The organism is Asanoa sp. NPDC049573 (genome assembly GCF_040676615.1).
Lineage (GTDB): Bacteria > Actinomycetota > Actinomycetes > Mycobacteriales > Micromonosporaceae > Asanoa.
Genome location: NZ_JBFAPI010000004.1, coordinates 40,867 through 53,723, shown reverse-complemented (window position 1 = coordinate 53,723; position 12,857 = coordinate 40,867). Strand labels below are relative to the sequence as shown.

11 protein-coding genes are annotated in these 12,857 nt (G+C 71.5%); 3 read left to right on the top strand and 8 right to left on the bottom strand.

What is annotated here, in order from left to right; all coding sequences use genetic code 11:
- Position 1 precedes the first annotated feature (1 nt).
- Both AB0J74_RS10340 and AB0J74_RS10335 read right to left on the bottom strand, forming a co-directional pair.
- Entirely contained in the window at positions 2 to 2,272 is a 2,271-nt protein-coding gene (locus tag AB0J74_RS10340) for a catalase (RefSeq protein WP_363446724.1), read from the bottom strand.
- A 110-nt stretch (positions 2,273 to 2,382) separates the two neighbouring features.
- Positions 2,383 to 3,516 (bottom strand): sigma-70 family RNA polymerase sigma factor, encoded by a 1,134-nt coding sequence (locus AB0J74_RS10335; RefSeq protein WP_363446722.1) that lies wholly within the window; start codon positions 3,514 to 3,516, stop codon positions 2,383 to 2,385.
- 217 nt (positions 3,517 to 3,733) lie between these two features.
- On the opposite strand from AB0J74_RS10335, the gene AB0J74_RS10330 reads away from it, so the two are divergent.
- Positions 3,734 to 4,486: an ATP-binding protein gene (locus AB0J74_RS10330; protein ID WP_363447764.1), complete on the top strand. Its 753-nt coding sequence runs from the start codon at positions 3,734 to 3,736 to the stop codon at positions 4,484 to 4,486.
- A 99-nt stretch (positions 4,487 to 4,585) separates the two neighbouring features.
- Positions 4,586 to 6,391 carry a thiamine pyrophosphate-requiring protein gene (locus AB0J74_RS10325; protein ID WP_363446721.1) on the top strand — a complete coding sequence of 602 codons (1,806 nt, stop codon included), beginning with the start codon at positions 4,586 to 4,588 and terminating at the stop codon, positions 6,389 to 6,391.
- A gap of 603 nt (positions 6,392 to 6,994) precedes the next feature.
- Here AB0J74_RS10325 and AB0J74_RS10320 read toward each other — a convergent pair.
- Entirely contained in the window at positions 6,995 to 7,801 is an 807-nt protein-coding gene (locus AB0J74_RS10320; protein WP_363446719.1) for an SDR family NAD(P)-dependent oxidoreductase, read from the bottom strand.
- Between the two features lie 101 nt (positions 7,802 to 7,902).
- Between AB0J74_RS10320 and AB0J74_RS10315 the strand changes: the two genes are divergently transcribed.
- On the top strand, positions 7,903 to 8,100 hold the full coding sequence (locus AB0J74_RS10315) for a ribonuclease (protein WP_363446717.1): 198 nt from the start codon (positions 7,903 to 7,905) through the stop codon (positions 8,098 to 8,100).
- A gap of 5 nt (positions 8,101 to 8,105) precedes the next feature.
- Here AB0J74_RS10315 and AB0J74_RS10310 read toward each other — a convergent pair whose 3' ends face one another.
- The 5 genes from AB0J74_RS10310 to AB0J74_RS10290 form a co-directional block, all read right to left on the bottom strand.
- Positions 8,106 to 8,561 carry a hypothetical protein gene (locus tag AB0J74_RS10310; RefSeq protein WP_363446715.1) on the bottom strand — a complete coding sequence of 152 codons (456 nt, stop codon included), beginning with the start codon at positions 8,559 to 8,561 and terminating at the stop codon, positions 8,106 to 8,108.
- 2 nt (positions 8,562 to 8,563) lie between these two features.
- Positions 8,564 to 10,882 carry a nitrate reductase gene (locus AB0J74_RS10305; protein WP_363446713.1) on the bottom strand — a complete coding sequence of 773 codons (2,319 nt, stop codon included), beginning with the start codon at positions 10,880 to 10,882 and terminating at the stop codon, positions 8,564 to 8,566.
- Positions 10,882 to 11,151: a hypothetical protein gene (locus AB0J74_RS10300; RefSeq protein ID WP_363446711.1), complete on the bottom strand. Its 270-nt coding sequence runs from the start codon at positions 11,149 to 11,151 to the stop codon at positions 10,882 to 10,884. The genes AB0J74_RS10305 and AB0J74_RS10300 overlap by 1 nt, the downstream gene beginning before the upstream one ends.
- Positions 11,152 to 11,241: 90 nt before the next feature.
- Positions 11,242 to 11,658, bottom strand: a complete 417-nt coding sequence (locus tag AB0J74_RS10295) for a CBS domain-containing protein (RefSeq protein WP_363446709.1) — start codon at positions 11,656 to 11,658, stop codon at positions 11,242 to 11,244.
- Between the two features lie 91 nt (positions 11,659 to 11,749).
- Positions 11,750 to 12,835, bottom strand: a complete 1,086-nt coding sequence (locus tag AB0J74_RS10290; protein WP_363446707.1) for an NAD-dependent epimerase/dehydratase family protein — start codon at positions 12,833 to 12,835, stop codon at positions 11,750 to 11,752.
- Positions 12,836 to 12,857 lie beyond the last annotated feature (22 nt).

Here is a 12,857-nt window from a genome sequence, read left to right as displayed (position 1 = left end):
GTCAGGCTAGTGCAGCGGCGGGGAACCGCTCCCAGACGCGGTGCGTGGCGAGCAGGTCGGTGACCGCCGCGAGCGCCTCGGCGCCCGAGCCGGCGCTGACGACGCCGGGGGTGTCCGCGACCCGGGCCGACCGGACGACGCGGGCGCCGGTGCCCCAGGCGCCGATCGCCTTGGCCTGCCGCCAGCATTCCTCGACCAATAGCAGGACGCGTGGATCGACCGCACTCGCACCCGGGTCCGCGGAGCCGGCCTTGTCGTCGCGGCTCGGTAGCGCGTCGGGGGCGGGTCGCGGCGCCGTGGCGAGCAGGATCGCGTCGAACTCGACCGAGCGGGCGGTGGCGAACGTGCGTTGCACGGTGAGGTCGCCGACCATGCCGCCGTGCGGGGCGATGATCAGGGGCAGCATGCCGGCGGCGGACAGGTCGCGGCGCACGAGTGCGGCGCCTTCGAGGTCGGCGTCGGGGTCGACGACGATGCCGACGACCCGACCGTCGGTCGGCCACTGCTGGCCGACCTGGGAGAGCGCCGGGCTGGGCGTGGACTCGACGAGCGGCACGGTCGGCGCCGGTGCGGGCAGGCCCAGACCGCTGGCAACCTCGGCGCACAGCAGCGGGTCGATGTTGGCCAGGCACTGAAGCTGGCGTTCCTTGATCGCCTGTTCGTAGCACTTGCCCAGCTCGAAGGTGTAGGCGCGGATGATGTGTTCCTTCTCCACCGGCGACATGCTCAGCCAGAACAGGCGGACCTGGCTGTAGTGGTCGTCGAACGAAGCCGGGTTGGCGCGCACCTTGGGCGCCGCGGCGACCGTCACCGGCACGTCGAGGAAGGCGTGCTCGGCGTCGCCGGCCGGGAAGGGGTTGCCGCCGTCGAGCGAGTTGGGCCGGTACGGCGCGGCTCCGGCGTGGACCGCGTGCTGGTGGAAGCCGTCGCGGAGCATGTCGTTGACCGGCGCGTGCGGCCGGTTGATCGGGATCTGCGAGAAGTTCGGGCCGCCGAGCCGGGTCAGCTGGGTGTCGACGTACGAGAACAGGCGTCCCTGCAGCAGCGGGTCGTTCGTCACGTCGATGCCCGGCGGCAGGTGGCCAAGGTGGAAGGCGACCTGTTCGGTCTCGGCGAAGAAGTTCGTCGGCGTCCGGTTGAGCACCAGCTTGCCGACCGGCTGCACCGCGGCCAGCTCCTCCGGCACGAGCTTGGTGGGATCGAGCAGGTCGATGCCGGCGAAGGTCTCCTCCGGCGTGTCGGGAAAGACCTGGACGCCCAGCTCCCACTCCGGGAACGCGCCGGCCTCGATCGCGTCGTAGAGGTCGCGGCGGTGGAAGTCGGGATCCACCCCGCCGGCGATCTGGGCCTCTTCCCAGGTCAGCGAGTGCACACCGAGCTTGGGCTTCCAGTGGAACTTGACCAGCGTCGTCTCGCCGGCCGCATTGACCAGCCGGAAGGTGTGCACACCGAAACCTTCCATCATGCGGTACGAGCGGGGAATGCCACGGTCCGACATGTTCCACATCGTGTGGTGCTGGGCCTCGGTGTGCAGCGAGACGAAGTCCCAGAACGTGTCGTGCGCGCTCTGCGCCTGCGGGATCTCCCGGTCGGGGTGGGGCTTGCCGGCGTGGATGATGTCCGGGAACTTGATGGCGTCCTGGATGAAGAACACCGGGATGTTGTTGCCGACCAGGTCGAAGGTGCCCTCGTCGGTGTAGAACTTTGTCGCGAAACCGCGGGTGTCGCGGACGGTGTCGGCGGAGCCGCGGGAGCCCAGGACGGTGGAGAACCGCACGAAGACGGGCGTCTGCTTGCCCTTGGCGAGGAAGCCGGCCCGGGTCATGGCTTCGGCGGTGCCATAGCCGGTGAAGACCCCGTGCGCGCCGGCGCCGCGCGCGTGAACGACCCGCTCGGGGATCCGTTCGTGGTCGAAGTGCGTGATCTTCTCGCGGAAATGGTGGTCCTGCAGCAGGATCGGGCCGCGCGGCCCGGCCTTCAACGAGTGGTCGGTGGCGCGCAGCCGGCTTCCTTGCGACGTGGTCAGGAACTCGCCCTGCTGCCCGTTGGCGGTGGTGGGGGCGCCGGTCCGCGCCCCGGTGGGCGTACGGGTCTGCGGGGCGCCCTGTTCCGCCTTCGGGGGCAGGGGATCGTGCGGCGTGGTGGGCTCGTCGACGGCCGGCGGAGCGCTGCCCGGCGCGCCCGGAATGGCGGGCGTCAGTGCCTCGGCCACCCTGGCCGTTGCGGCTTCCACAGCGTCCTTGACCACCTTGGCCGGCTTCGACGCGTCCATATGGCGAGCTCCTTCGTGACGAACTGGTGCGTAGAGGTCGCCGCTACCCGTGATCAGCGGCGCCAAACGCCGCGCTGCCGCTGAAGAGCAGGTTGGCCTAGGTGTACTGGCTAGGCCACGACCAGATGGCCGAGTCCGGCCACGCGGAGTCCGCGGAGCACGGTGGCGTTGACCTGGCGGAGTTGGAAGTGGATGCGTCGCTGGTGCGCCACCTGATAGCACCTGGCCAAGCCCGTGAAGCCGGCGGCGTCCACGAACGGCACGCGCCCGAGGTCGACCCGGACAGCGGTGCGCGCGTGCCGGCAGTAGAACTCGAGCTGGCGGCGCAGCTCGTCGGCGTTGTCGCAGTCGACCTCTCCGCGAATCGCGACGGTGACCACGCCGTTCTGCTGCGTGACGTCGACGGCCAGCCCGACGACGTCCACGTCGTCCTCGATGCCGGGCCAGGGCGGCGGGACATCGCTGAGCATGGCTTCGCGTAGCCAGGTCAGTGCCCGGGTGAGCAGGCGCGAGACATGCATCTGCGAGACGCCGGTCGCCTTCGCGATCTCCACCTGGCTCAGGTTGCCGTAGAACCGCAGCGCCAGGATCTTCTGCTCGCGTACGGGCAGCTGTGCGACCAGCTTCCGCATGGTGAGGCGATCGTCGACACCGTCGAGATCGGCATCACGGCCGCCGAGCAGCTCGCCGAGCTCGGCCGAGCCCCCGTCGCTGTCGCCCTGCCCTCGCACCAGGGCGTTGAGCGACCGCGCCTGCCACCCGCCGGATGCCTGCAGCGCCAGCTCAAGGTCGGCGGGTGTCGCCCGCAACCGCGCGGCCAGCTCAGGGCGGGTCGGCGGGCGGTGTAGCTCGCGGGTCAGGTCGTCGCTCGCCTTCCACATCTCAAGCGTCAGTTCCTGGGTGGGGCGCGGCACGTGGACGGCCCAGCCGTTGTTGCGGAAGTATCGCCGCAGCTCACCCCGCATGGTGATGGCCGCGTAGGCGGTGAACGAGCCGCGCGCCGGATCCAGGTTGTCGATCGCCTTGATCAGGCCGAGCCGCGCGACCTGCCGCAGGTCGTCGAATGACGCGCCGCGACCGTGATAGCGGCCGGCAACCCGGTCGGCGAAGGGCAACGCCTCCATGACGAACCGCTCCCGGGCGGCCCTCCCGGACGGATCGTCGCCGGCCATAGCGGCATAGCGGACCGCGGCGTCGTCGAGGGAGCGGTCGTACTCCCGTCGTTCCTCTAGCCTCACTGTCATCTCCACGTCCGCCCGATCGTGGGCTGATTCGGGCACCCTCACCCGCCGGGCGCGGATACCCTCGATCGCCACCTCTACACCGGATCCGCCGGGTTATTGCGCTCGCCCAGGTCAGCCGCCGGGGAGAGGAGGCGTAGCCGGCCCGGTCGCGGGTACCGGCCCCAGGTGAACGGGACTATGGCGTTCTTGGATTCCGTGACGGAGACTCGGGTTGGTCATGGCGAACTCGCCCCTGCGGTGCCGCGTCGGTCAGCTGGCAGAAGCCACGGTCGTCGCGGCCATCGGCGATCTCGACGCAGCCGGCGCGAGCGATCTGCGTGCCGCGCTGTTCAACGCATTGGCCGACCAACCCGCGGCGCTGATCGTCGAGCTGTCCCAGCTGACCTCGGGCGACGCGGCAACCCTGACCGTCCTCGCCGCCGTCGCCCGCAGAGCCGGCATGTTCCCGGGGGTTCCGTTCGCCGTCGTGGCGCGGCCAGGGCTCCCGCAGGATGCCAGCGGATCCGGGGGGACCTATCCGATCCGGGGCACCGCGGCGCAGGCACTCGACGCGATCGCCGATGGTGACGCGGTGCCGACAGTTCGCGAGCTGCTGCCGCCGATCGCCGGCGTCTCACGGCATGCCCGCGCGCTGGTGACGGAGATGTGCGCCCGGTGGCAGCTCGACGACATCGTGGGGCCTGCCTGTGTCGTCGTCTCGGAGCTCGTCAGCAACGCCGTCCGCCACGCCGGCACCACCATGACGCTCGTGCTCTCCCTGCGCGGCCACAACCTGTTGGTGTCGGTGGAGGACGGCAATCCGGATCCGCCCCGGTTGGCGGCCGCCGCGGACCCGGACGATCCCGCCGCCGGACGCGGACTGGCGATCGTCGACGAGATCACTTCGAGGTGGGGTTGGCGCCCTACCGGCTCCGGCAAGGTGGTCTGGGCCGTGCTGCGCGTCGACGCCGCCCCGGGACCGACCGTTTAGGCGCGGACCGCGCCGACGCCCGTTTGAGCACCCTCCGGGCGGGTACCGGCCTGTTTCACCGGTAGGAACCGGCGCCGCGTCGTCGAGAGAGGGGCTGCCGTGTCGCAGCGCAGCGTTTCCGACGCCCTGGTCGAACGGCTCAGGCAGTGGGACGTCGACCGCGTCTTCGGCTACTCGGGCGACGGCATCAACGGCGTGATCGGGGCGCTGCGGCGGGCCGGGGAGCCGCGGTTCGTGCAGGCCCGCCACGAGGAGACCGCCGCGTTCATGGCGGTGGGTCATGCCAAATACACGGGCCGCGTCGGCGTCTGCCTGTCGACGCAGGGCCCCGGCGCCGTGCACCTGCTCAACGGGCTCTACGACGCCAAGCTCGACAGCAAGCCCGTGGTGGCCATCGTCGGCCAGCAGCTCTCGACCGTGTTGGGCACCGCCTACCAGCAGGAGATCGACCTCGTCCGGCTGTTCGGCGACGTGTGCGCGCAGTTCGTCCAGGTGGGGCAGACTCCCGAGCAGGTGCCGGTGCTGGTCGACAAGGCGTTCCGCACCGCGCTGGCCACCCGCAGCCCCACCTGCGTCGTGCTGCCGCACGACGTGCAGACCGCGGCTGCACCGGAGCCGACGGAGCACCGTCACGGTGTGCTGGTCAGCAGCCCCGGGCTTCGCCCGGCCCGCGTCCTGCCCTACGCCGACGACGTCGCCGCGGCGGCCGCCGTCCTCGATGCCGGGGAGCGGATCGCGATCCTGGTCGGCCAGGGTGCCTACGGCGCCACTGGCGAGATCGTCGAGCTGGCCGAACGGCTCGGCGCCGGAGTCGCCGCCTCGCTGCTGGGCAAGCCGGTCCTCGACGAGACCCTGCCCTTCCACACCGGCGTGCTGGGGCACCTGGGCACCACCGCGAGTGCCCAGCTGATGAAGCGGTGCGACACCCTGCTGCTCGTCGGCACCAACGACCCGTGGACCGAGTTCTACCCGGCGCCCGGCCAGGCCCGCGCGGTGCAGATCGACATCGACGGGCGCCGGCTCGGTGTGCGCTATCCGGTCGAGGTGCCACTGCTGGGCGACGCCAAGGAGACCGTACGCATGTTGACGGAGACGGTGAAACCCCATAACGACCGGGCCTGGCGGGCCGAGGTCCGCGGCAGCGTCTCGCGGTGGCACGAGATCGCGACGGCCCGGGCGGCGGCCCCGGCCGACCCGCTCAACCCGCAACTGGTCGTCCGGGCGCTCAACGACCACCTGCCCGCCGACGCCCAGGTCGCCGTCGACGTCGGCTCGGTCACCTACTGGTACGCCCGCCACCTGCGGTTGCCGGCCGGTGTGCCGGCGCACCTGTCCAGCACGCTCGCGTCGATGGGCTCGGCACTGCCGTACGGGCTGGCCGCGAAGCTGGCCCACCCGGACCGTCCCGTCGTCGCCCTGGTCGGCGACGGTGCGATGCAGATGAACGGTCTGGCGGAATTGATCACGGTGGCGGCCCGGTGGACGCAGTGGCCGGATCCGCGGTTCGTCGTCTGCGTGCTCGACAACCGCGACCTGGCCGAGGTCACCTGGGAACAGCGCGAGACGGAGGGTGAGCCGCGCTTCCCGGAATCGCAGGACCTCCCGACCGTGTCCTATGACCGCTGGGCCGAGCTGCTCGGCCTGCGTGGCGTGCGGGTCTCGTCCCCCCGCGACCTGGGTGCGGCCTGGTCCACGGCGCTGTCGGCCGACCGGCCGACCGTCGTGCACGCCGTCGTCGACCCTGCCGTCCCGCTGCTGCCTCCCGGCCAGCCGTCCGACAAGATCGCGCCGATGTTCGCCGGCCTGAGCGCCGAACAGGGCGCGGTGGCCCGCCGCGCGGAGGCGAACCTGCGCCGCGAACGCGCCGACGAAGGCTACGGCGGCCCATCCGCGGGCGACTCGTAAGCGTGTCGATCGCCGTCGCCCCGCTGTTCCGCACGCTCGCCCGCGTCCGTCATGCCCGGGCCGTCCACACGGTGGGCCGCACGTTCGAGGCGACGCTCACCTGCTCCGGCGGGGCCGGATCGGGGATCGATGTGTTCGATCGACCGGGCACCCATCCGGCCCTGGTCCGGCTGTCCCGCGGGGACGGCCTACCCAGCGGCTGGCCGTCCTGGCGGCTTTCCCGGACCGGTCCCTGCCGCCCGTCCACGATCTCGACGCGGTCACGGCCGCGGCCCGTGTGGGGCAGGCCCGATTTCTTATGGGTACGGCATCGCGCCTGGGCCGTTGGGGGTTCGCGGGCCGGATAGATCTGGGCCAGCCACGACCGGCGACGGACGAGCGCCAGTTGTCTTTCGACCCGGTCATGGCGCCGGTTCCGGGCGTGACGGCCGACGGTTTCCTGTGGCGCCTGCGTGCCGCGGCCTACCGGGAGAGCCGGCGCGGCCGGCGATCGGCGCCGCCGACCGGTTGACCGGCCGGCGTTCGTCGACGCGCGGCGCTGAGGTGACGGCGGCGCAACGGATCAGGTGCCGACCCGCGGGCGCGGGTCGGCACCCGATGCGGCTAGTCGGCCGAGCCCGGTTCGGCCATCCGGCGGTGCATCTCCGCCTTGGCGGTGTCCGGCATGATCTTGGCCGCGACCGCCTGCACCTTGTTCTTGAAGGACCCGGCGACCACGTGGTCCTCGCCGGCCATCAGCGCGTCGTAACCCTGCCTGGCGACCTTCGCCGGGTCGTCCTTCTCGCCGGCACCGACCTTCGTGTCGCGCATGTCGGCACGGTCGAAGAACTCGGTGTCGGTCGGGCCGGGCATGAGCGAGGTGACCGTGACGCCACTGTCCTTGAGTTCGTTGCGCAGCGCCTCGGCGAACGACTGCACGAACGACTTGGATCCGTTGTAGACCGCCTGGAACGAGCCGGGCATGGCGGAGGCGATCGACGAGGTGAACAGCACCCGACCGGAACCGCGGTCGACCATGTCGGGCACCACCCGCTTGGCCAGGTGCACCGTCGACCGCACGTTCAGGTCGATGATCTCGAGCTCATCGCCCAGGTCGGTCTCGTGCGCGAAGTCACCGCCGGCGCCACGCCCCGCATTGATCGCGATCGCGTCCACCGGCCGCCCCGTTGCCGCTATCCGCCGGTAGAGCTCTTCGACCCCTTCGGGGGTGGCCAGGTTCGTGCGGACCGCGTCGACCGTCGGCCCGCCGTCACGGTGAAGCCGAGCGGCGGCCTCCGCGATGCCGGCGTCCTCGGCGGCGATCAGCAGGTCGAAATTGTGTTCGGCGAATTCCCGCGCCAACTCGTATCCGATGCCGCTGGACGCGCCGGTTACGACAGCCAGCGGTCGACCCGAGACTGTTCCGCTCATGATCCCTCCTGATCCTCCATGGGTTTCCACCTCCGGTGCCCGCCAACACGGGGCCTAATCCGGCGTTGTTTGCCGGCCGACAATTGGGGTACGTCGATGCCGTGACGACGACACCGGAGCAGGGCTCACAACGACAGCACCGCGAGGACGCGCTAGAGCGCGGCGAAGTCTTCCAGGACGCGGAGGGCAGACAGACCACGGATCCCCGGACTGCGATGGAGAACGCCGACAGCGAGAACGACCGCAACGAAGAGCGCTTGAGGCAGGGCGACGTCGGTCCGGGCATTCCGGAGGAATAGCTGCACTAGGCGACCACAAGCGCCTGGGGCGCCGCAGACTTCATCCGCGTACGTAGCCATGCGAGCTGGATCGATGTCTCCTGCTCGCATGCGGCGACGACGGCGGCCAGGTCGCCGTCGCGCAGCCCGGCCGCCGCCTGGCCGAGCACGGTCCACGTGATGTCGGCGTAGGACGCCATCAGGTAGAGGTCGTGCAGATCGCGCAGGAGGCCGAGGCCCCCGCTGCGGGCGCCGGCGAACAGGTCCGCGTGCAGCCGCTCGGGCTCGTCCGGCGCCTCCGCCGAATAGGTCTCGATGAACGGCGCCAGCCTTTCGACATGCTGGTCGCACTGCGCTGCCAGCTTACCGGTGAGGTGGAAGACATCGGCCTCCGCGGCGTGGGCGGCAGCCACCTGCCGGAAGGCGTCGGCGAGGTTGGCCTCGGCCCGGTGCTGCAGGCCGAGATAGTGTGCGACGTGCATCTTCAGCCCTCCGTCCGGGTGACCCGCACCGCTGCCGACTTGAATAGCGGCTGCTTCGAGACCGGGTCCCACGCCGTCAGCGTCAGTTCGTTGGCCGCCCGTCCGTCGGGGCCGTCGGCGCTGTCCCACCAGCCATAGTGGAAGGGCAGGAACACCACGCCGGGGCGTACGCCGCTCAGCCGGGCCGGCGCGGTCACGGCGCCGCGGGGTGACTCGACCCGGACGCGCTCGCCATCGCCGATCCCGGCCGCGGCCGCGTCGGACGGGTGCAACTCCACCCAGACGTCTGGCGCCGCCGCGTTGAGCTCGGGCGCTCGGGCGGTCTTGGTGCGGGTGTGGAAATGGTAGAGGCTGCGCCCGGTGACCAGCCGCAACGGATATTCCGCGCCGGGCACCTCGGGCGAGGCCTGGTAGTCGACCGCATGCAGGAACGCCCGGCCGCCCGGTCGCTTGGCGCGATACTCGTCGCCGGTGAACTCCGCGCCGGTGAGCAGGTCCTGGCCATAGGTCTCGCAGTAGTCGGGGTCGGTATGGAATTGGCCGTCGGTGTAGAGCCGCTCCGTCCCGTCCGGTGCACCATCGGTGCACGGCCACTGCACACCGCTGCCCTCGCGCAGCTTCGCGTAGGACAGACCGGAGTAATCGCAGGGCCGGCCGCGGGAGCACGCCCGCCACGCGTCGAAGACCTCCTCGGGCGTACGCCAGGGCAGCAGGGGGTTCCCAGCACGGTCGCGGAAGTCCATCCGGCGTGCGTAGTCCAGGAAGATGTCGAGGTCGGCGCGGGCCTCGCCGGGTGGCTCGACGGCCTGCTCGGACAGGTGCACGGTGCGGTCGGCGTTGGTGAAGGTGCCGGTCTTCTCACCCCAGGTCGCCGCGGGGAGCACCACGTCGGCGAACTGGGCGGTCTCGGTCAGGAAGAGGTCCTGCACCACCAGGAACAGGCCTTCCTGGTCGAGGATCCGGCGGATCCGGGCCAGGTCGGGCAGGGTCACCGCCGGGTTGGTGGCGCTGACCCAGAGGAATCGGATCGAGCCCTGTTCGGCGTACCGGAAGATCTGCATGGCGTGGGTGGGCGGTGACCAGGTGGGGATGATTCCCTGGTCGACGTTCCACAGCCGGGCGAGCTGCCCGACGTGCTCCGGGTTGGCCCAGTTGCGAAAGCCCGGTAGGTCGCCGTCGGCGCCGCACTCGCGGTTGTTCTCCGCCGTGGGCTGGCCGTTCATCTGCAGCACGCCGGCACCCGGCCGGCCGATCATTCCGCGAACCAGGTGCAGGTTGTTGACCTGGCAGGCCGCTGCGGTGGCCTGGTTGGACTGGTAGAAGCCCTGCAGGACCGTGGAGAGGAGGCGGCGGGCGCCGCCGAGGAGTTCGGCGGCCCGGCGGACGTCGGTGGCGGACACCGCGCAGATCTCCGCCACCCGCTCCGGGGGATAGCCGTCGACGATCCGGGCCAGCGACTCGAAACCGAGCGTGTGCGCGGCCACGTATGACTCGTCGTACCAGCCGTTCTGGATGATCTCCCGCAGTAATCCGTTGAGCAGGGCGACGTTGGTGCCGGGTCGGACCGCGAGATGCACGTCGGCCTCGCGGGCGACCGGGGTGTGGCGCGGGTCAACGGCCAGCATCGCCGGCGGGTCGGTGCCGCGCCTGCGGTCGAGCATCCGGCTCCAGAGCACCGTCTGGGTCGCGGCGACGTTGTGCCCCCACAGGGCGAGCGCGTCGCACTCGTCCACGTCGGTGTAGGAGCCGGGCTGCCCGTCAGTGCCGAAGCTCGCCTTCAACGATGCGGCCGCGGTGGCTGTGCAGAGCCGGGTATTGCCGTCCATGTGCGGCGTACCGATGCCCGCCTTGCCGATGACCGCGAGCGCGTAGTACTCCTCCAGGAACAACTGCCCGGAGGTGTAGAACCCGAACCGGCCCCAGCCGCCCGGACCGTCGAGCAGCTCGCGGGACCGGTCGACGACGCGACCCAGCGCGGTGTCCCAATCGGACTCGACCAACCGGCCGCCCTCGCGCACCAGCGGGCGGGTGAGCCGGTCCGGGCTGTTGTTGGCCTGCCAGCCGAACAGGTCCTTGGGCCCGAGCCGACCGTGGTTGACCCGGTCCGTGGCGCGTCCCCGGACGCCGGCGATCCGGCCGTCCTTGACCGCGATGTCCATCGCGTCGCCGTTGGAATGCAGCAACGACGCCGACTGGGTCCAGCTGTCCACCTCGCCGACGGAGAGGCCGTCGGCGAGCTGGACGTCGACCCGTACCGGCCACCGTGCTCCGCGCCCGTACGGGGTTCGCTCACCCCACGGGTCTGCCACCCGGTCGCTCATCACTTCTTGCCGAGCGCCCGAGCCAGCTCGTCGCGGCCCATTTTCGAACGGCCTGGCAGGTCCTGCTTCTTCGCCAGCTCGTAGAGCTCGGCGCGGGTCTTCGGCTCGCTGGACCCGGTCCGCTTACGGGCCGCGACGGCCGCGCCCTGCTTGCCCAGCGCGGTGCGGGTCTTGGCGGGCATCTTCGAGATCGTCTTCTTGGCCTTCGCGCCGGCCTGTGCCTTGCGCACGTTGGACCGGGCGGCCTTCGTCTGCTTCGCGGTAGCCATGTTTGCGCTTTACCCTGCAGGGGCGGCGAATCACATCAGGATGCCCGCAGGTGCCCCGGGCCGCGCCCGGGGCACCTGTGAGGCCGGGTCTCAGCTGTCGCTGATCGCGTCGAGCAGCGCGCCGACCGGCTTGTCGGGCAGCGCCCGCGCCACGTCGGCCACGGCGACGATGCCGACGAGGTCGTGCCCGTCGATCACCGGCAGCCGGCGCACCTGGTGGCTGCCCATCGTCCGGAGGATCTCCTCGGCGTCGTCGTCGGCGCCGATCGTGATCGGCTTGCCCTGCCCGAGTTCACCGGCCCGCACCTGCTCGGGGTTTCGGCCGGCGGCGAGCACCTTCACCACGATGTCGCGGTCGGTCAGCATGCCCTTGAGCCGGTTGTCGGTGCCGCATATCGGCAACGACCCGACGTTGAGCTCGGCCATCTTGCGGGCGGCCACCGCCACGCTCTCGTCTTCGCCGACGCACGTGGCGTCGGCGGTCATGATCTCCCTGGCCGTGGACATGTGGTCTGCTCCCTTCTGTCGGGTTCCTACCAGGCAGGTACCCGAGGGCCGGCGGACCAACCTCTGGATCAGCTTCGGCCGGCAGGAAAGGTCAGTAGGGGTCGCCGTGCCCGGGCAGGCGGCCGGCGAGCAGGCTGGCCAGGCGCGCAGGGGCCGGGAGACGCTCGCGTAGCGCCGCCGTGGGCGCGCCGGCGCGGTCGGCCATGCCGGTGAACAGTTCGGCGAGCGCGTCGAGGGCGTCGACCCGCGGCTTCCAGCCGAGATCAGCTGTTGCCCGCGCCGACGAGAGCAGCGGTACGCCGGCGGCCAGGTCGATCCAGCCAGGCTCGACCGGCTGCAGCCGGGCCGCCCAGGTGGCGGCCGCGGCGGCCCGCAGCAGTGGCACCGGCACGGGCACCACCCGGCCGTGGTAGCGGCCGGCGACCGCTGGGCCGTCGAGCACCGGATCGGCGGCGAGGTTGAAGGCGCCCCGCACGTCCGACAGGACAGCGCGGACGTAGGCGTCCGCGACGTCGTTGGCGTGCACGCCCTGCACCCGCAACCGCGGGCCGCCGGGGACCACGGGCAGGCGGCCCTTGCCGAGCAGGCTCAGCGGGGCGAGCGGCCCGATGAACAGGCGGGCGATCTCCGACGCGGCATCGCGCTGGAAGGTCAGTCCCGGCCGCATGCGCACCACCCGAAGCTCGGGATGGCGCCGCTCCACCTCGTCCAGGAGCCGCTCCACGTGCACCTTGTCGCGGCTGTAGGTCGACCAGCGCACGCCGGTCGTCGGCCACGACTCGTCGACGCGCTCGTCCTTGGGGCCGGGCGCGTAGGTCCCGACCGACGACGCGACGACCATGGCCGGCACGCCGGCCCGGACGGCGGCCTCCGCCATGTTGGCGGCGCCCTGCACGTTGGTGCGGCGCAACCTGGCCTGTTCGTGGCTCGGTTGGATCTGCCAGAGCAGGTGGATCACCGCGGCGGCACCGCGGGCCGCATAGGTGAGCGCGCTGACCGCGCTGGGTTCGCCGGCGTCGATCGACCACCAGTCGACCCCGTCGTACGGTGCGCCGGCGCCGGGCGAGGGCACCCGCCGCGCCACACCGACGAGCTCGGTGACCGAGGGCTCCTGCGCGAGTCGCCGGAGGACGGCCGAGCCGACGTTTCCGGACGCGCCCACCACGACAACCTTCATGGCCGACCGGTACCCGCCGAAC